This is a genomic window from Hymenobacter sp. APR13, from assembly GCF_000737515.1.
Taxonomy (GTDB): domain Bacteria; phylum Bacteroidota; class Bacteroidia; order Cytophagales; family Hymenobacteraceae; genus Hymenobacter.
In genome coordinates, this window is the sequence record NZ_CP006587.1 from 3,230,243 (window position 1) to 3,248,589 (window position 18,347).

The 18,347-nt window shown below is 63.5% G+C and carries 12 protein-coding genes; 3 read left to right on the forward strand and 9 right to left on the reverse strand.

All coding sequences use genetic code 11. The features are described 5' to 3' along the window. Positions 1 to 52: 52 nt before the first annotated feature. Entirely contained in the window at positions 53 to 1,726 is a 1,674-nt protein-coding gene (locus tag N008_RS13525; protein ID WP_044016713.1) for an ABC transporter substrate-binding protein, read from the forward strand. A 729-nt stretch (positions 1,727 to 2,455) separates the two neighbouring features. Here the strand turns inward: N008_RS13525 and N008_RS13535 are convergent. The 3 genes from N008_RS13535 to N008_RS13545 all read right to left on the reverse strand — a co-directional run bounded on the left by N008_RS13535 (position 2,456) and on the right by N008_RS13545 (position 6,958). Beyond that, positions 2,456 to 2,980 carry a DUF6438 domain-containing protein gene (locus tag N008_RS13535; RefSeq protein ID WP_044016717.1) on the reverse strand — a complete coding sequence of 175 codons (525 nt, stop codon included), beginning with the start codon at positions 2,978 to 2,980 and terminating at the stop codon, positions 2,456 to 2,458. 138 nt (positions 2,981 to 3,118) lie between these two features. Next, positions 3,119 to 5,017, reverse strand: coding sequence for a membrane protein insertase YidC (yidC, locus tag N008_RS13540; RefSeq protein ID WP_044016719.1), 1,899 nt, complete (start codon positions 5,015 to 5,017; stop codon positions 3,119 to 3,121). 297 nt (positions 5,018 to 5,314) lie between these two features. Beyond that, positions 5,315 to 6,958: a CTP synthase gene (locus N008_RS13545; protein ID WP_052381539.1), complete on the reverse strand. Its 1,644-nt coding sequence runs from the start codon at positions 6,956 to 6,958 to the stop codon at positions 5,315 to 5,317. Positions 6,959 to 7,170: 212 nt separating this feature from the next. Between N008_RS13545 and N008_RS13550 the strand changes: the two genes are divergently transcribed. Then, complete coding sequence (locus N008_RS13550) at positions 7,171 to 8,520, forward strand: D-alanyl-D-alanine carboxypeptidase/D-alanyl-D-alanine-endopeptidase (protein ID WP_197062857.1); 1,350 nt, start codon at positions 7,171 to 7,173, stop codon at positions 8,518 to 8,520. Positions 8,521 to 8,756: 236 nt separating this feature from the next. Then, on the forward strand, positions 8,757 to 10,607 hold the full coding sequence (locus N008_RS13555) for an FG-GAP repeat domain-containing protein (protein WP_044016720.1): 1,851 nt from the start codon (positions 8,757 to 8,759) through the stop codon (positions 10,605 to 10,607). Between the two features lie 135 nt (positions 10,608 to 10,742). On the opposite strand, the gene serA is transcribed toward N008_RS13555, so the two are convergent. The 6 genes from serA to N008_RS13585 all read right to left on the reverse strand — a co-directional run bounded on the left by serA (position 10,743) and on the right by N008_RS13585 (position 18,189). After that, positions 10,743 to 12,644, reverse strand: a complete 1,902-nt coding sequence (gene serA / locus N008_RS13560) for a phosphoglycerate dehydrogenase (RefSeq protein WP_044018773.1) — start codon at positions 12,642 to 12,644, stop codon at positions 10,743 to 10,745. 86 nt (positions 12,645 to 12,730) lie between these two features. Next, on the reverse strand, positions 12,731 to 13,120 hold the full coding sequence (locus N008_RS13565) for a VOC family protein (RefSeq protein WP_044016722.1): 390 nt from the start codon (positions 13,118 to 13,120) through the stop codon (positions 12,731 to 12,733). Between the two features lie 135 nt (positions 13,121 to 13,255). Beyond that, complete coding sequence (locus tag N008_RS13570; RefSeq protein ID WP_081910795.1) at positions 13,256 to 13,972, reverse strand: DUF421 domain-containing protein; 717 nt, start codon at positions 13,970 to 13,972, stop codon at positions 13,256 to 13,258. A gap of 61 nt (positions 13,973 to 14,033) precedes the next feature. Next, positions 14,034 to 14,537 carry a GNAT family N-acetyltransferase gene (locus N008_RS13575; protein ID WP_044016725.1) on the reverse strand — a complete coding sequence of 168 codons (504 nt, stop codon included), beginning with the start codon at positions 14,535 to 14,537 and terminating at the stop codon, positions 14,034 to 14,036. Between the two features lie 216 nt (positions 14,538 to 14,753). Then, positions 14,754 to 16,724 carry a sialate O-acetylesterase gene (locus tag N008_RS13580; RefSeq protein ID WP_052381542.1) on the reverse strand — a complete coding sequence of 657 codons (1,971 nt, stop codon included), beginning with the start codon at positions 16,722 to 16,724 and terminating at the stop codon, positions 14,754 to 14,756. Between the two features lie 199 nt (positions 16,725 to 16,923). Then, complete coding sequence (locus N008_RS13585) at positions 16,924 to 18,189, reverse strand: sugar MFS transporter (RefSeq protein ID WP_044016726.1); 1,266 nt, start codon at positions 18,187 to 18,189, stop codon at positions 16,924 to 16,926. Between the last annotated feature and the right edge of the window lie 158 nt (positions 18,190 to 18,347).

Genomic DNA, 18,347 nt, shown 5'->3' on the forward strand with positions numbered 1-18,347 from the left:
AACGGCCAGACAGGATACCTTTGTTGCAAATATACGTGATTCCGCCTTTCTCATGCTCCCGATTTCGCGCCTCGCTACTGCTGCTGTTTTCTTGTTGCTTACGGGGCTGGCCGCCTGCCAGAGCCCCGCACCAGCCACCGACGCGCGCCGCGTTTTCCGCTACAATCAGCCCGAGAGCCTGACCTCGCTGGACCCGGCCTTTGCCCGCAACCAAGCCAACACCTGGGCCGTCACCCAGCTCTACAACGGCCTCGTTGCCCTCGACGACAGCCTGCGGCCCAGCCCCAGCGTGGCCCGGCGCTACGAAATATCGCCCGACGGCAAAACCTACACGTTCTGGCTGCGGCCCGAAGTGCACTTCCACGACGACGCGGTATTTGCCGGCGGCAAGGGCCGGCGCGTGCTGGCCCAGGACTTCGTGTACAGCTTCAAGCGCCTGCTCGATGGGCCCACGGCCAGCCCCGGTGGCTGGATTTTCCGGGGCAAGGTGCTGGAAACTAGTGCCGGCGAGCCGTCGGATACGGCGTTTGTGGCCATGAATGACTCCACGCTGCGCATTCATCTGCGGGAGCCGTTCATTCCGTTTCTGGGCATCCTGACGATGCCCTACGCCTACGTGGTGCCGCGCGAAGCCGTGCAGAAGTACGGCAAGGATTTCCGGGAGCATCCGGTGGGCACCGGGCCGTTTGTGTTCAAGCAGTGGGACGAGGGCAACGCCATCATCTACCACCGCAACCCCAACTACTGGAAGAAAGACGCCCAGGGCCAGCCGCTGCCGTACCTGGATGCCGTGCAGATCAGCTTCATTCAGGACCGCAAAACCGAGTTCCTGACCTTCATGCAGGGTAAGCTGGACTTCCTGAGCGGCATCCGCAGCGGCTCCCGCGACTTGATCATGTACCCCGATGGCACGGTGCGGGAGGATTTTCAGGGCAAATTCCAGTTGCAGAAGGTGCCTTACCTGAATACCGAATACCTAGGCATGCAGCAGGACCCCGCCAACCTGCGCGGCGACAACGCCGAAACCGGCCGCGCCCTGCGCGACAAGCGCGTGCGCCAAGCCCTGAACTACGCCCTCAACAAGCCGGAGTTTCTGGCTTACTTCCTCAATAATGTGGGCAAGCCCGGCAACTCGGGCTTCGTGCCGGCCTCGCTGCCCTCGTTCAGCGCCGCGCTGGTGCCCGGCTACACCTACCAGCCCGAGAAGGCGCGGGCGCTGCTGAAGGCCGCCGGCTACGGGCCCGGCAAGCCGCTGAAGCTGCGCCTGAGCACCGTGGCCGAAACCAAGGAATACTGCGAGTACTACCAGAAAAAGTGGGCCGAAGTGGGCGTGCAGGTGGAAATCGACGTGAACCAGGGCGCGGCCCACGGCGAACTGATCGACAACGGCCGCGCCGCCTTCTTCACCCGCAGCTGGCTCGGCGACTACCCCGACGCGGAAAACTACCTGGCTCTGTTCTACAGCAAGAACTTCGCGCCCGCCGGCCCCAACAAAACGCACTTCCGCAGCCCCGCCTACGACCGCCTCTACGAGCAGGCCAAGCTGGAGCAGAACACCGAAAAACGCTACGAGCTCTACCGCCAGATGGACCGCCTCATCGTGGAGGAGTGCCCGGTGGTGGCCGTGTACTACGACGAAGTGGTGCGCCTCACCCAAAACAACGTGCGCGGCCTCACGCCCAACCCTATGAACCAGCTGGTACTGGAGCGCGTGCGCAAGCAGTAGCTGGCATTGCGAACAGAGCGAAGCAATCGAAGTGCAGCGCAGCTACTCCGCCTGAATGAATAGAAAAGCCCCCGGCACTAGGTCAACAACCTAACGCCGGGGGCTTTTCTGTAAAGGTGCTTTTAGCTGAATGCTTAAAACGAGCAGGGAAAAAGCTCGGCGACGGTAGTCTGCGGAGTGCGCACCAGGGGTGGGCGGGGCGCAACGCCCGCAGGCGGCTGCAGTGCCCGCTGCAACTGCTCGTGCAGGGCCGCCACCACCGGCGCGTGACGGGGTAGCATGTAAACAGCCCGGAGCGTACGTTGCGGGCCATGGTCGCGCCGCAAATAGTAGGCGCCGCCGTCAGTGGGGTACTCAGGTTCGTATGAGCGGAATGCCGCGTCCGGCAACGCATCGATGCGTCGCCAAAGCCGCTGCGAAGCGGTGTCGGGCAGCGCATACAAATACACGTAGCCCTTACTGGTGCAGTAGGCAACGTGCCCCGTACGGAAAAGCTTAGCCGCGAAACCGGGTATTGTTCCTGAAGCAGCATCTTGGCTTATAGTTACCCAGGCAGGTTGAAACCGCTTGGCTACAGGTGCAGCCGGTTTCCGCCGGCTCTGGCCCGGGCACCACATAGCAGGAAGCAGTAGGGCAAAAAGCGCAAGGGAGCGAAACAGGTGCCGACGCATAACGCAGGGTGCTGAAGAGGTTTCATTCAGGTCCAGAAAAAACTAGAGGAGCAGGCCACTACTGGTCGGCCGTGACGCCCAGGCCGTCGGTAATCTGCTTCTCTACGTAGCGCAGCAGGTTGGTGAGCTCGGCGGGGGCACCCGACTCGACGGATACGGCGGTGGCGGGGCCTTCGGCCTGCCGGATGCTGAGGCTGGTGGCGGGCAGGTCGGTGGCGCCGTCGGAGTAGGTTTTGGGCAGCTTGGCGAAGTTCATCTCCCGGGCCTGAAACAGGATGGTGTTCACCGTGGAAACCGAGATTTTAAACTCGCGCTTACCTTCCAGCGGGGCATGCTGGAACCCTTCGTACTGCACGCGGCCATCGGGGTAGATGGAGGCGGTGTAGTGCGGGCAGCGGCCCAGGCAGGGCGTGCGGCTGAAGATGATGGCCGGCGCCGCTTCCACCGGCGCGGCGGCTTTGGACTTCTGCTTTTTAGGCTTTTTGGCGGCCGTGGCCTTTTTGGCGGGCTTGGGTACTTGCTGGGCTTGGGCGGCGCAGCCGCAAAGCGAAGCGGCCAGCAAAAGCGTAAGGAAATGGCGCATGGAGGTAAAGAAAAGGGGAGGGTTGCTGTGGGGCAAGTTCCAAAAAGCGCACCAATTCGCCAGCCAACCTTCCTGGACAAGCAAAAAGGCCTTCTACACGGAGCAGAAGGCCTTTCAGGTTGCCGGAGTCGGGTCAGACTACGAACGGCGGGTTGGCTTTTTCGGCTTGGGGACTACCGTGGCCGAGGTGCCGGCGTCAGCATCCGGGTCGGAGCTGGCGGAGCGGTTGGTGGCGGCGTCGCGCTCCTGGGCGGCGCGCATGGCGTCCTGGAGGCGGGCACCGAAGCCGGAGGGCTTCTTGTCCTTGTTTTTCACCTTGTTGGCTTCCAGCTGCGCCCGGATCTTGGTGTCGTCCACGAAGCGGCGCGTGAGGGCCTGCTGGCCCAGCGTAGCCAAGTTGGACACCAAGTAGTACCAGGTCAGGCCCGAAGCGAAGCTGTTGAGCACGAACATGAACACCACCGGCATCAGGTAACTGTAGAACTTCATCGGGCCCTGCATGGCGGCCGGGTTCATCTGGTTGCTCTGCCAGGTCATGAGCAGCGTGGACAGCGTCATCAGCACCGTGAAGAGGCTGATGTGGTTGCCCAGGAACGGCACCTCAAACGGCAGCCGGATCAGGTCGTCGTAGGTGCTCAGGTCTTTGGCCCACAGGAAGTGCTCCTGCCGCAGCTCAATGGCGTTGGGGAAGAACTGGAACATGGCAAACAGAATCGGCATGGTGAGCAGCGTGGGTATGCAGCCGCTGAGCGGGCTCACCCCGAAGCTGGAATACAGCTTCATGGTTTCCTGCTGCACCTTCATCTGGTCGTCGCCGGCCTTCTCCTTGATGGCGTCGATTTCTGGCTTCAGCACCTTCATCTTGGCCTGCGACTCATACGTTTTGTAGGTCAAGGGCCAGGTCACGAGCTTGATCAGCACTACAAGCAGCGCGATGATAATACCGTAGGAGCTGATGAACTTCTCCAGCGTGTGGAACACGGGCAGAATCAGGAACTGGTTCACCCAGCGGAACAAGCCCCAGCCCAGAAATACGTTGCGGTCGAAGCCCGGCGTTACGTCCTGCAGAATGGGCAGCGAGTTGGGCCCGAAGTAGTAGCGGAAGCTGGCTTTGCCCTGCTGCGCGTCGGCGGCCGGGATGCTGAGCGTGGTGCTCAGGGTCTTGATGAACGTGGTATCGGCCAGGTCCACCGTGGAGTTGAACTTGCCGTTCGAGAACTTGTCCTGGGCGATGATGCCGGCCACGAAGAAGTCGTGCTTGTGGGCAGCCCACTTCAGCGGCTCCGCAATGTCCAGTTCCTCAGGTTTCTCTGAGGCTTCGGTCAGGGCGCCGTGCTCATCGTCCACGAGGTAGTGGTTGATGGTGGTGTGGTTGCGGTTCTGCTTTACGTCCTGCTCGGTCTGGCGCACGCGGTCCACGAACGTGTACGTGAGCGGCTCCTGCGACATGGTCTGCTGCAGGCCCGTAAACCGCAGGTCGTAGCCCATTTCGTAGGAGTTGTCGAACAGCGTATATACCTGCTCGATCTGGCCGCCGGCCGCGCTGGCCACGAAGCTCAGGCGCTGGCCTTTCTTGTCGCCCTCAGCAAACGGCTGGGCGGCAGTCGGCTGGAAGTACAGATCCGACAGGCGCACGGTCTGGCCCGTGGTGGTCCGGAACTTGGTGTCAATCTGGGCGCTCTGGGCGTCGAGCAAATCCAGGGGCTTGCCGAAGAACGTCTTGTACTTGTTGAGACGCACGGCTTCTACGCGGCCACCCTTCGACGAGAAGGTTACGGTGAGGTTGCCGTTCTGCAGCTGGGTCTGCTGGGCAGTACCCATGGCGGCGCCGGCAAAGGCGCCCAGCGTGCGGGCGGCAGCAGCCGAATCAAGCGGAGCGGCTACGGCGGCGGCGGCAGGGGTGCCGGGCCGGGCAGCGGCGGCAGAGGTGGGCTTGTCGGCAGGTGTTTCCTTCGGGGCCTCAGGCTTGAAGAAATACAGGTAGACAAGGAGCAAGGCCGCTATCAAAAACAGGCCGGTTGCTGAATTTCTGTCCATTCAGGTAAAGATGAGGGCAAAAAGAGGAATGCGTGAGTGGGCGCCGCCCGCAAAAATCCGGCAACGCTGCCGCAAAGGTCGGACTTGTCAGGTTAATATTTGCTGGTCGGCTTTTTTGGCAGGCAAGTTTCTGTCATTGCGAGCGGAGCGAAGCAATCTTTCCTCTAAAAGGTGTGAGCCCAAATTAAGCAACAAGCCCTCCAGCATTAGGTTGGTACACTAATGCCGGAGGGCTTGTCTGCTAGGGTTGGGGCTGCCACGAGAGGAAGGATTGCTTCGCTCTGCTCGCAATGACACTTATCCCTTTCTATACTGAATAGCCGCCTTCACAAACCGAACAAACAGCGGATGTGGGTTCTGGACGGTGCTTTTCAGCTCGGGGTGAAACTGCCCGGCCACAAACCACGGATGGTTGGCCAGCTCCACCACTTCCACCAGGCCGGTGTCGGGATTGAGGCCCGACGGAATCATGCCGGCGGCTTCGTACTGCTTCAGGTACTCATTGTTGAACTCGTAGCGGTGGCGGTGCCGCTCGCTGATGTGGTTGCGGCCGTAGGCTTTGGCCGCTTTCGAGTTGCGGCGCAGCTCGCAGTCGTAGGCGCCCAGGCGCATGGTGCCGCCTTTCAGGGTCACGGTTTTCTGCTCCTCCATCATGGCAATGACTGGGTGCGGGGTCTGCGGATTCATTTCCGTCGACGACGCCTCGGCCAAGCCCAGCACGTGGCGGCCGAATTCCACCACGGCCACCTGCATGCCCAGGCAGATGCCGAAGAATGGGATGTTGTTTTCGCGCACGTATTTCACGGCCGCAATCTTGCCCTCAAAACCCCGCTCGCCGAAGCCCGGCGCTACCAGCACGCCATCCACGCCGTGCAGCTGCTGGGCCACGTTCTCGGCGCTCAGGTGGTCCGACTGAATGCTGCGCACGGTCACCTTGCACTCGTTCTGGGCGCCGGCGTGCACAAAGGCCTCGATGATGGACTTGTAGGCATCGGGCAGTTCCACGTACTTGCCTACCAGCGCGATGGTCACTTCCTCGGTGGGGTTTTTCAGCCGGCCCAGGAAGTCCTTCCACACGTCCAGATCGGGTTGAGCCGCGCCGCCCTGCAGCTTCAGCTTCTTGATAACCCGCTCGTCGAGGTGCTCCTTGAGCATGAGTAGCGGCACCGAGTAGATACTGTCGGCGTCGAGGCTTTCGATAACGGAGTTGATGTTGACGTTGCAGAACAGCGCGATTTTGCGGCGCATCTCGGCCGGAATCGGGTATTCGGAGCGGCACACCAGGATGTCGGGCTGCAGGCCGGCGCTGCGCAAATCGCGCACCGAGTGCTGGGTGGGCTTGGTTTTTAGCTCGCCGGCCGCCTTCAGGTAGGGCAGCAGCGTGAGGTGAATCACGAGGGAGCTGTTTTCGGGCAAATCCCAGCGCAGCTGCCGCACCGATTCCACGAAGGGTAGGCTCTCAATGTCGCCAATCGAGCCCCCGATTTCGGTAATCACCACGTCGAACTGCCCGGTCTGGCCCAGCAGCAGCATGCGCCGCTTGATTTCGTCGGTGATGTGAGGCACTACCTGCACGGTCTTGCCGAGGTAGGCACCTTCGCGCTCCTTGGTGATGACGTGGTCGTAGATGCGGCCGGTGGTGACGTTGTTGGCCTGCGAGGTGGGCACGTTCAGGAACCGCTCGTAGTGGCCCAGGTCGAGGTCGGTTTCGGCGCCGTCGTCGGTTACATAACATTCGCCGTGCTCGTAGGGGTTGAGCGTGCCGGGGTCGATGTTGATGTAGGGGTCGAACTTCTGGATGGTGACCCGGAAGCCGCGGGCCTGCAGCAGCTTGGCCAGCGAGGCCGAGATGATGCCTTTGCCCAGCGAGGAAGTCACTCCACCGGTGACGAAAATGTACTTGGCCGTTGCAGCCGTGGGGGTAGGGGTTCGGTCTGGCATAACGGGAAACAAAGTTAGCAGATTCGACCGGGCCGGCGGGGTTGCAGGTTGTTTATTTTGGGGTAATGGCTCAGGCAAAAAGTGTAACACCACCCTCAACCCACGCAAGCGGCTACGTGGAGGCAGGGCGGAGGCCCGGCCCGGCCAGTCGGCAGAAAAATGCTGGCCCGGCGGCAACCGTTCTGCTGATTTCCGTGCGCATCTTGCGGCCTATGTTCGTATCCGTTTTTCGTCTGCTGGCCGGGTTGGTATTGCTACCGCTCGGGGTTTTCGCTCAATCTGAGGCTCCGGTGCCGGCACGCCGCGCCCCCAATCCGGCCTGGCTGGATGCTTTGGTGACTACCTCGCCGGCGCTGCGCCAGCACCACGTGGGCGTGAGTGTGGCCGATGCCACCACGGGCGAGAAGCTGTATGAGCTGAACGCCGACAAGTACTTCACGCCGGCCAGCGCCATGAAGCTGCTGAGCGTGTACGCCGGCCTGCACCTGCTCTCAGACTCGGTGCCCGCCCTGCGCTACGTGGTGCGCGGTGACAGCCTGATCTTCTGGGGCACCGGCGACCCTACGCTGCTGCATGGCGACGTGCCCAGCCGCCGCGCCCTCACCTTCCTGCAAAGCCGCCCCGAAAAGCTGTTTTATGCCGCCATTCCCAGCGTGGCGCCCTACGGCCCCGGCTGGACCTGGGACGACTACAACTACTACTACCAGCCCGAGCGGGGCGCCTTCCCGGTGTACGGCCACACGGTGCGCTTCTATGGCACGGCCGGCCGCGCCGTGCCACGCATCTACCCGCGCTTCTTCGGCCCGCTCACCCAGGCCGCGCCTGCTGGTACCCCCAACCCCCAGGACGACCACGTGCGCCGTGCCGAGCTGGAAAACCGGTTCACGGTGTTTCCGTCGCAGAAAAACTGGGTGGATGAAACCCCATTCCGGACCAGCCCCGCGCTGCTGCAGCAACTGCTGCAGGATACGCTGCGCCGCCCGGTAGGGGTAGTGCCGTTCCGCATCGGGCCCCAAGACAGCGTGCGCGTGGTACACGGCCTGCCCGTCGATTCGCTGTACCGCCGCCTGCTGCGCGTGAGCGACAATTTCCTGGCCGAGCAGTTGCTGCTGCTGTGTTCCAGCCGCCTCGGCCCCGACTCGCTGAGCACACGCCGGCCCATCCGGGTGATGCAGAAGCTCTACCTCGCCGACCTGCCCGACGCGCCCCGCTGGGTGGACGGCTCCGGCCTCTCGCGCCTCAACCTCATCACGCCCCGCACCATGACCGGCCTGCTGCTGAAGCTGCACCAGGAAGTGCCCGAAGCGCGCCTGCTGAGCTTGCTGGCGGCCGGTGGCGGCCAGGGCACGCTGCGCCGCCGCTACCGCCCGGTGGCCGACCGGCCGTGGCTGTGGGGCAAAACCGGCACCCTCACCAACAACCACAACCTGGTAGGTTACCTGCGCACAAACTCGGGCCGGCTGCTTGCCTTCAGCTTTATGAACAACAACATGCCCGGCGACGACGCCCCCGTGCGCGCCGAAATGGAGCGCATTCTGACGCAGGTGCGGGAACGGCTTTAGGGTGTAGCACTGGCTGAACTCGCTGGCAGCGAGAATAGGCCCAGAATGAGAAAAATCGGCTGGCAGCCAGGTGGCTGGTAAGCAGAAGGCCGGTGTTCAACCGCAAAACGATGGCGTTGGGCGAAACCGGCCAGTTGAAGGCTCATAGTGGGAATAGCTTTGTCAAAATGAAACGCCAGCTGACCTCCCGGGCAGCAGCGGCTCGGCTCTGACTTCGCTCTTTATTCCCTGCACCTATGCGCTTCGCTCTACTCTCCGGTTACTCACTGCTCACTCTGGCTTCACTGGTGCTGCCGGTCGCCGCCCTAGCCCAGGCCCCCACCATCACCAGCTTCACGCCAAATACCGACGCGGCTCCCGGCTCTACCGTGACCGTCACCGGCACCAACCTGACGAATTTTACGTCCGTGCTGCTGAACGGCCAGCGGGTGTCGGCCACGTCGGACCTGCTGCTGCCGGGCACCGTTCTGCGCTTCACGGTGCCGATTGCCGCCGGCTCGGGCAGCTTCGCCATTACCACGGCTGCCGGCACGGCCGTCAGCGCCACCAAGCTGGGCATCACGCGCACTTCGTCGTCGCAGAACTACCCCCAGGCTACTCCTGCGACAACTGGCACGACGGCTACCGGCAACTTTTCCACGCCCGTAGTCTGCGACTTGGACGCCGACGGCCGGCTGGAGCTGCTGGTCGGGCAGGGCAACGGCACCATGATAGTGTATGAGCAGACGGCCGCCAACGGCGCGTTCAGCACCACCGGGACCCTGCTCACCCTTTCCTCGAATTCGGCTACTATCGACGTGGGCAACTTCGCCAAGCCTACCGTCACGGACCTGGACGGCGACGGGCTGCAGGAAATTCTGGTAGGCGAGGAGCTGGGGAAAGTGCAGATTTATGAGCAGACCGCCCGCACCGGCGCCGGGGCTCTCACCTTCGGCGCGGGGTCCACGCTCTTTTCTAATCCTTATGGCCTGGTGACAACCGCGGGCACGGCCAATGCCAACGCCGGCTCCTATGCCCGGCCCACCATCACGGACTTCGACGGCGACGGCCGGATTGACATTCTGGTGGGCGCCAACGACGGCACCATCCGGCGCTACGAGCAGAACGCACTCCGCGCCAACACCACGGCCGGCTTCACCGACCTGGGCACCATCAAGCTTGGCGACGGCACTCCGCTGGATGGGGGCGACGTAAGCAAGCCGCTGGTGACCGACTACGACGGCGACGGCAAGCTGGACCTGGTAGTAGGCACGCAGGCCGGTGCCGTGAAGCTGTACACGCAGACGGCTGTGAACCGCGCCACGTTCACCTTCGTGCGCGACCTGAGCACGGCCGGCACGGCCGCCACGGTTATTAACATGGGCAACTCCGGTACCAATCCCAGCAATGTGAACGGCTACGCGGCCCCCGCCGTCACGGACCTGGACGGCGACGGCCTGCTGGATTTGTTTATCGGCAACGCTAATGGGTCGGTGTTCCGCTATGAGCAGAGCACCTCCGCCACCAGCCCCACCATCACGGCTCCGCTGCCTGTGGTCCTGAAAGCATTCAACGGCCAGACTACCTCTGATGGCGCTTTATTGCGCTGGAGCACGGCCCAGGAAGTGAACAGCGACAACTTCACGTTGGAGCGCTCGGCCGATGGCCGCACCTTCCAGCCGGTAGCCCAGCTGCCAGCCGCCGGCAATAGCACGGCCCCGCGCAGCTACCAGTACCTCGACGCCTCCGCCGAGGCCCGCAGCCTGGCTGTCGGCTACTATCGCCTGCGGCAGCAGGACCTGGACGGCAGCGTGCATATGTCGCCCGTGGTGGTGGTGCGCCGCTCGGGCAGCACGCCGGCAGCCGGTACGGCCTCGCCGAACCCGTTCAGCCAGCAGCTGTACGTGGCCCTGCCCGCCGGCACCGAGGCGCAGCCTACGCAGGTTACGCTGACCACGCTGACCGGGGCCACGGTGTACGCGGCCAAGCTGCCGCTGTCGGGAATTCCGCAGCTGCTGCCGGCCCTGCCGGAGCTGAAAAGCGGCCTGTATCTGCTGCAGCTCACCACGGCTACCCAGCGCACTACGCAACGGGTAGTGCGCCAATAGCAGTACTCTCTCAGACGGCAAACGGCCGCTCCGAAGCTCGGAGCGGCCGTTTGTCGTTTTTTTCAGTCTGAAGAAATGAGTCATTCGATATGAGTATTGCTTACTCGCTACCCATATCTAACAACCCAATACTCCCTAATACAGCACCCGAAACTTGATGGTGTGCTCCACGTCGCGCAGGGCCTGGATGACCTCGGGGGCGTACTGCTTGTCGATGTCGGTGATGACGTAGCCGATGTGCTCGTTGGTTTTCAGGTACTGACCCAGGATGTTAACGTGGTGCTGGGCCAGCACGTTATTGATGCGGGCCAGTACACCGGGCACGTTGTGGTGAATGTGGATGAGGCGATGGGCCTGCTGCTCGGGCAGCTGAATGTTGGGGAAGTTGACGCTCTGCTGGGTGTTACCGGTGTTCACGTACTGCATAATCCGCTCGGGCACAAACTCGGCAATGTTGCGCTGGGCCTCGGCCGTGCTGCCCCCGATGTGGGGCGTGAGCAGCACGTTGGGCAGGTCGCGCAGCTCGCTCTCGAAGCTCTCCTGGTTGGTTTTGGGCTCGTAGGGGAACACATCCACGGCGGCGCCGCCCAGGTGGCCTGAGCGGAGCACGGCGGCCAGGGCCGGCACGTCCACCACGTGGCCGCGGGCGTTATTGAGCAGCAGCGCGCCGGGCTTCATCAGGGCCAGCTCGCGGGCCCCGATGAGGTTGGTGTTTTCCTTGCGGCCGTCCACGTGCAGGGTCACGATGTCGGCCTGCTGCAGCAGCTCATCGAGGGTGCGGCACTTCACGGCGTTGCCCAGTTGCAGCTTCTCGGCCACATCGTAGTAGAGCACCTGCAGGCCGATGGCCTCAGCCACCACCGACAGCTGCGAGCCGATGTTGCCGTAGCCCACGATGCCCAGCTTCTTGCCGCGCACCTCAAACGAGCCCCCGGCCGACTTATCCCACTCGCCGCGGTGCATTTTGGGGTTTTTCTCGGGGATGCGGCGGGCCAGCATGATGATTTCGCCCAGGGCCAGCTCCACCACCGAGCGGGTGTTGCTGAAAGGGGCATTGAACACGGCAATGCCTTTCTTCATGCAGCCGGTGAGGTCAATCTGGTTGGTGCCGATGCAGAACGCGCCCACCGCAATGAGGCGGTTGGCGGCCTCCAGCACCCGCGGCGTCACCTGGGTTTTGCTCCGGATGCCCAGAATGCTCACGCCTTCGATGCGGGCGGCCAGCTCGTCCTCGTCGAGGCCCCCGGGCACGCTTTCCACCTGGTAGCCTTCCTGGCGGAACAGCTCGGCGGCGCGCGGGTCGGGGTTTTCGAGGAGCAGGACTTTGATGCGGTTCTTGGGATACGAAAGGGTCATCGGGAGCTTGTTCTGGTAGAGAAATTCGTCGAAGGAGGGCAGCACTTCATCGGCGCGGGCCACTACGGCGTCGCGGGTCACGTTTTCGGTGAAGGCGTAGAAGCGGTCGGCCAGGCCGGCTTCCCGGATCTGATAGTCGGTGTAGCCGTCGCCGAGGGCGTACACAGGGCCGTGCAAATCAAGCTGGCGCAGCTGCAGGATTTTGCCGCCGTCCTGGCTGAGGGGGTTGCTGGCGTCGAAGCCCGTAATGCGGCCCTCGGCGTCGAAGGTGAAGGTGTTGGCCAGCACGTGGTCGGCGTCGATGCCGAACTCGGCCACCACCGGCTCAATGAACTCGCGGAAGCCGCTGCTCACGATGTACACCCGGCCCGGAAACTGCTCGAAGAAGCCCCGGTTGCGCCGAATGCTCTCCGATACCTTGCCCTTCAGCCGCTCCACCAGCAGCCCGATATGCTCGCGCCGGGCCGGCAGCAAAGCCAGCCGCTCCCGCAAGGATTCCGAAAACTTCAGCTCCCCGCTCATGCCCCGGTCGGTGAGGGCGCGGATGGCGGCTACTACTTCCGCCCGGTTGGGCTGGCCGGTGAGGGCAATGTCGGCCAGCTCGTCGAGGCCTTCCACCTGGGTAAACGTGCTGTCGAAATCAATGATGAGGTAGGGGAGCGGTGCGGGGGTATCGGGCATCATGGGGGCAAGGTAGGGGGCGGCGGGCAATGGGCCAATCACCGGAACCGGGCCGTTCTACGATTTCCAACCAACCGCGGCTCGGTTTACACCTCATAAAACTCCAACGGCAGCCCGTCGGGGTCCTCAATAAAAGTGAAGCGCCGGCCCGTAAACTCGTCGGTGCGGATGGGCTCCGACGCTACGCTGTGGGTCGTGAGGTGGCGCACGGTGGCCTCAATGTCCGACACGGCAAAGGCGAGGTGGCGCAGGCCGGCGGCCTCGGGCCGGGTGGGGCGGGACGGCGGCTCGGGGAAGGAAAACAGCTCGATAACGTACTGCTCGCCCAGGGCCAGGTCCAGCTTCCACGACTGCCGGGCCTCGCGGTACACTTCCCGCATGACGCGCAGCCCCAGCACCTCGGTGTAAAACCGTTTGGAGCGGGCGTAGTCGGAGCCGATAATGGCAATGTGGTGGATGCGGAGCAGCGGCAGCATGGCAGGAAAGGAAACAAAGTGACTGGGCGGGGTAGAGACGCAATATCTTGCGTCTCGTCGTTGAACGATGCGGTGATGAACAGTCCAAACAACATCAGCAACGACGAGACGCAAAATATTGCGTCTCTACGCCGCTTACGCAATCCGCTTGGCGTCGCAGGCCGGAATCCACTCGTCGTGGCGGCAGACGGCGCAGCGGGCCAGCTCGCCTTTGGCCAGCGTCTGAACGTGGGCGCAGCAGGCGCAGGCGTGCTGGCCGGCCTGCTCCACGCGGTGGCGCTTGTCGGTTTTGCGCTCGGGCCAGATGGGCAGGCCGGGGCGCACGTCCTCGTCGGCAAAGAAGTAGATGCTGACCTCGCCGGTGGCCTCGATGTAGGCGCGGCGCACCTGCCCCAGGTGCTCTACCTGGCGCAGCCGCAGCTCCCCGAACAGCTCCTTCTGGGTGAGGTTTTGCTTGGTGAAGTTGGGCAGGTTGATTTCCCCGTCTTCTACCAGCAGCACCGGCGCGCCCTCCAGCCAGTCGGAGAATTTCGGGAACCGCTCGGTGAGGCGGTTGAACAGCAGATACAGTCCCGACACCACTCCAAACACCACGGCTGCATGTAGCAGCGGCGTATCGTGGTAGAGCATGGCGTCGCCGGCGGCCGAGCCCAGGGCCAGGATGATGCTCAGCTCGAAGATGGACAGCTGCCGCACCCCGCGCCGGCCGGTCACGCGCAGCGCCCCGATAATCATCAGGTAAGTGAGCACGCAACGTAGCGCCACCTCCAGCAGAAATAATGGCGGAGCTTCGTCAGAAAGTAAAATTCGGTTCCAGTCGAAGGGCTGGATATCGGCAGCAAGAAAAAGCATAATAGACGTACAACAGAACGATGGCCAGTAGCAGGCCCTGGTCCTAACGCAGGGAGTGCCGCTACAGTTGAGTGCCCGGTGCCGTGTGCGGGGGTGGCTGCAGCGGCAGCATCAGGTGCTGCGTGGTCACGCCGAAGCCCTGGGCCTGCCAGAACCGCAGCGCCGCCGGATTTTGTACTGCCACCTGCAGCTCCAGATGGTCGGCGCCTTCCGAAACCAGCCATTCTCTGGCTGCTGTCACCAGCGCCCGGCCAATACCCTGCCCGCGAAAGTTGGCAGCCACAATGGTTTCGGCGATGTACCCGCGCCGGAAATAGTGCATACCGCTGTTGCCGGTCTGGTAGGTAGCCAGCAGCAACCCAACCACCGGGTCAGGGCCGGCATCGGCTACGAAAATGCGGGTATGGGTTTCGCGGAGCCGCTCCCGCAACGCCTGCTTCAGCCGAAACGCCGCTGCCGGATGGTAGCCGAACACCGGATGGTAAGCCTGGTGCTGGTCCATGAGCTGGCACCATAGCTGAAAAAGCGGGTCGAGGTCGGCGGGCGTGGCGAGGCGGATTGGCATGCAGCAAGCAGAAATAAGCACAGAGGATGGCAATAACGGGCATTGCACCGGTTTGCTGGTCCGGGCTACCATCGGTAGCTGTTGCTGATAACCAGCCAGCCACTCAATGTTCCCTCCGGTTCACGCAACCGGCCCGCGTACGGCGCTGCAAGGTCTGCGCGCCACAAAACCTGCGCCCGCAGAAATTCCCGGCAGCTTCACCGGGGCAAGGAAACCTTACTCGCCAGCCCGGAACGGCGGGGCCGGCAGACCTTGTTTGTTGAAGAGTGTAGCCGGGCGGCTGTTGCCCCAGGCGTAGCGCACAGCCACCGGATTGGGCACGCCAGCCGCTCGCAGCACGATGGTGCTGCCCTGTACTTCGGCAGTTGCCCACACAAACCGCCGGTCGGGCCCGGCAATGGCGAAGCTGCTGCGGCCAGTGCCGGCGTCAGCGGCCGGCTTTAGCACCAAGCCGCTGCCAGCATTGCCGAAGCGTACCGTGAGGCTGCCGCGGCCCGGCGCGACGCCTACCACGGTGGGGCCCGAGGCCACCAGCGTGGTTTCGCCGTAGGCCAGGCGGCGGGCGGCCAACGCCAGACGGCGGCCTACGTCCAGCTTATTGAGCGGGTGAATGTCATTGACGTTGCCCAGATCCAGCGCGACGGCCATGGCTGTGTGCGGCACCGTGCGGCCAACGTAGCGCTGCGCCTCGCGCAATTCGGCCCAGGCCGAAGTGGCCGGCTGGGGCGGGTCGGGCTGATAAGCAGCCAGCTGTACAAACAGAAATGGCAGGGCCGGCTGCTGCCACCGTTGCCGCCAGTCTGCAATCAGGGCCGGAAACAGCGTGCGATACTGCGTGGCGCGGTCGGCGTTGCTTTCGCCCTGATACCAGATAACTCCCTTCAGCGCAAACGGCAGCAGCGGCGCAATCATGCCGTTGAAAAGGGCCGTGGGTGCGTTGTTGGGGCCGCCCGCCAGCGTGTTGGCGGGCCGGGTGTCGGGGTCCTGAGCCAGACGGTACTGCCAGGTGCCGGCCAACGGCACCGTGAGGCCGCCCACCACGGCTGTCATGTCGGTGGGCTGGCCCCAAAGGCCGCCGCCGCCGCCGTTGTCGGTGACGCGCACGGCCACTACGTTGCGGCCGGCCCGCACCAGCTCGGCCGGCACCGTGTAGCGCCGCAACTGGTCGTAGCCACGCGTGCCCCCAATGGCTACGCCGTTGAAGAAGGTGCTGTCCTGGTCATCGACTTTGGCCAGGGTGAGGACGAGTGGCTGGCTAGCCGCCGTGGCGGGCAGCGTCAGGTCGCGCCGAAACCATACAATGCCGTCGAGGTCGTGCAGGGCCGGTACCCGGTTTTCCCAGTAGCCTGGCAGCGGCATGGTGGGCCAGTCGATGGTAGAAAGAGTAGGGTCGGACCACGATGGGCGGCCGGGCAACAGGCCCTGGTCCTGGCCGGCGGGGCTTTGCTGCCAGGCATTCAGGCGCGCGGCGTAGGCGGCTTCCTGCTCGGCAAACGAGCTGTTTTGCTGCTGCAGCGCCGCCACCGACGCCCGAAAATCAGGAAGTTGCTGCAACGCTTCGGCGCTGACCCAAGCCTCCGCCACGGTGCCGCCCCAGTCGGCCGCAATCAGGCCCACCGGCACGTTGTAGCGCCGCAGCAGGTCGCGCCCGAAGTAGTAGGCCACTGCCGAAAACTCTGCCGCCGACTCAGGCGTGCAGGGCTGCCACTCGCCGCCAGCCAGCTCGGCCTGGGGGTGCAGCTCGGCGCGGTTGGGCACCGCAAACAGCCGCAGGTTGGGGAAGCGGGCGGCAGCAGCTTCGGTGGGGCCGTTGGCGGCGTTGCGCAGCGCCCATTCCATGTTCGACTGCCCCGAGGCCAGCCATACGTCGCCGACCAGCACATCGGTGAGGCGCAGCGTGTTGGAACCCTGCACTGTCAGTTCAAATGGCCCGCCCGGGGCCTGCGCTGGCAGCGTGAGTTGCCAGCGGCCGTCGGGGCCGGCGGTGGCCTGGGCCTGCGCTGCCCGGAACGCTACGCGTACCACTTCGCCCGGCTCGGCCCAGCCCCAGAGCGGCAGCGGTACGTTGCGCTGCAGCACCATGTGCGAGCCTACCAACCGTGGCAGCCGCACGGCGGCCCGGGCCGGCAGAGTCAGGAAAGCCAGCCACAGGCTGGGAAGTAGTAGCGAAAGCAGGCGCAGATTCACGGCAGGAGCAGAGGGGGGAACAGATGTTGAAAGTGTCAAGGTGGAGGCAGCGGGCAAGCTAAGTAAACCCAGCCAGCGACTATCACCGGATTCTTCGTTGCACTCGAAAATGAGAGAATACAGGACACAAACGCTCCGGGCCGGCTGCTTGAAAAGCCGCCAACCCGGAGCGCATACACTGAAAAAAAGCGGGCTGATATTATGCCTCCCGGGTCTTGTGGCCCGAAATGCCGTACCACAGAATATAGGCGTAGCACAGCACGGGCAGCACGAAGGCCCAGCGCAGGGTGCTGGCATCGGCTACCAAACCGAACAGCAGCGGCACCACGGCACCGCCCACAATGGCTACGTTCAGCAGGCCCGAAGCTTCCTGGGTGTGGCGGCCCAGGCCGGCCACGGCCAGCGTGAAGATGGTGGCAAACATGATGGAGTTCATCAAACCCACGGCCAGCAGGCTCCACATGGCCACTTCGCCGGTGGTGCTCACTGAAATCAGCACCAGCAGCACGGCACCCAGGGCGTTGAAGGCCAGTAGGCGGCCGGGGTTGAACTTGTTGAGCAGATAAGCCCCCAGGAAGCGGCCTACCATGGCGCCGCCCCAGTAATAGGTCACCATATCACCAGCCGATTTAGGAGACAGCCCCATTACGTCGGACAAATGCAGGTAGCTCACAATGTGCGAACCAATAGCTACTTCGCCGCCCACGTAGGCGAAAATGCCCACCATGCCCAGCACCAGGTGGCGGTAATGCCAGGCGCGGCGGCCGGGCACGTCTTCGGTGTGGGCGTGCGAAATAACGGGCAGCTTCAGTATGAAGAGTAACGCACTGATTACAAGCAGAACACCGCCAATAGCCAGATACGGCATCTGCACGGCACGCACGTCAATGGCGGCGGCAGAGGCTGCCGTGTCCAGGTCAGGCAGGTTCGACAAAATGAGGGCCGAGCCCAGCAACGGGGCAATGGTAGTGCCCAGCGAGTTGAACGCCTGCGTGAGCGTGAGGCGGGCCGGGGCCGATTTGGCCGGGCCCAGAATGGCTACGTAGGGGTTGCCGGCTACCTGCAGCAGCACCACGCCCGTGGCCAGCACAAACAGCGCGCCCAGAAACAAGCCATAGGAGCGGCTTTCGGCAGCGGGGTAAAACAAGAAAGCGCCAATGGCGGCCACCACGAAGCCCAGCAGCATGCCGCCTTTGTAGCCCAGGCGTTCCACGGCCTTACCCGCCGGAATACCCATCACGAAGTAGGCCCCAAAGAAGCACAGGTTGATGAAGTTGGCCTGGGTGTAGGAGAGGTTGAAAATGGCCTTCAGGTACGGAATCAGGATATCGTTCAGACAGGTAATAAACCCCATCATAAAAAACAGCACGGTGAGTGAGGCCAGCGCCGAGGTATAACGCGGGGCTTCCTGGCCGGGCGGCGTGTCGGTGGGGGTGGGGATGGAGGAGGTGATGGGAGCAGCCATAGAAAAACCAGGGGGAGAGGGTGCCGATAGGTGCGAAAACAGCAGTGGAAAGAATAAGCGGGGGAAAAATAGGCATTCCTGCGCTACTACTGCAAAAAACCGCCCGCCCGCCCCGGCCTTTGTCCCGGTATTGGCCCTGTGTTTGTCCAGAAACCCCG

Bases quoted from the DNA above. Each gene is read 5' to 3' on its own strand.
- N008_RS13535 (WP_044016717.1), bottom strand. From the start codon at position 2,980: ATGCGCCATTTCCTTACGCTTTTGCTGGCCGCTTCGCTTTGCGGCTGC.
- serA (WP_044018773.1), bottom strand. From the start codon at position 12,644: ATGCCCGATACCCCCGCACCGCTCCCCTACCTCATCATTGATTTCGAC.
- N008_RS13550 (WP_197062857.1), top strand. From the start codon at position 7,171: ATGTTCGTATCCGTTTTTCGTCTGCTGGCCGGGTTGGTATTGCTACCG.
- N008_RS13545 (WP_052381539.1), bottom strand. From the start codon at position 6,958: ATGCCAGACCGAACCCCTACCCCCACGGCTGCAACGGCCAAGTACATT.
- N008_RS13570 (WP_081910795.1), bottom strand. From the start codon at position 13,972: ATGCTTTTTCTTGCTGCCGATATCCAGCCCTTCGACTGGAACCGAATT.
- N008_RS13525 (WP_044016713.1), top strand. From the start codon at position 53: ATGCTCCCGATTTCGCGCCTCGCTACTGCTGCTGTTTTCTTGTTGCTT.
- N008_RS13585 (WP_044016726.1), bottom strand. From the start codon at position 18,189: ATGGCTGCTCCCATCACCTCCTCCATCCCCACCCCCACCGACACGCCG.
- N008_RS13565 (WP_044016722.1), bottom strand. From the start codon at position 13,120: ATGCTGCCGCTGCTCCGCATCCACCACATTGCCATTATCGGCTCCGAC.
- yidC (WP_044016719.1), bottom strand. From the start codon at position 5,017: ATGGACAGAAATTCAGCAACCGGCCTGTTTTTGATAGCGGCCTTGCTC.
- N008_RS13575 (WP_044016725.1), bottom strand. From the start codon at position 14,537: ATGCCAATCCGCCTCGCCACGCCCGCCGACCTCGACCCGCTTTTTCAG.
- N008_RS13555 (WP_044016720.1), top strand. From the start codon at position 8,757: ATGCGCTTCGCTCTACTCTCCGGTTACTCACTGCTCACTCTGGCTTCA.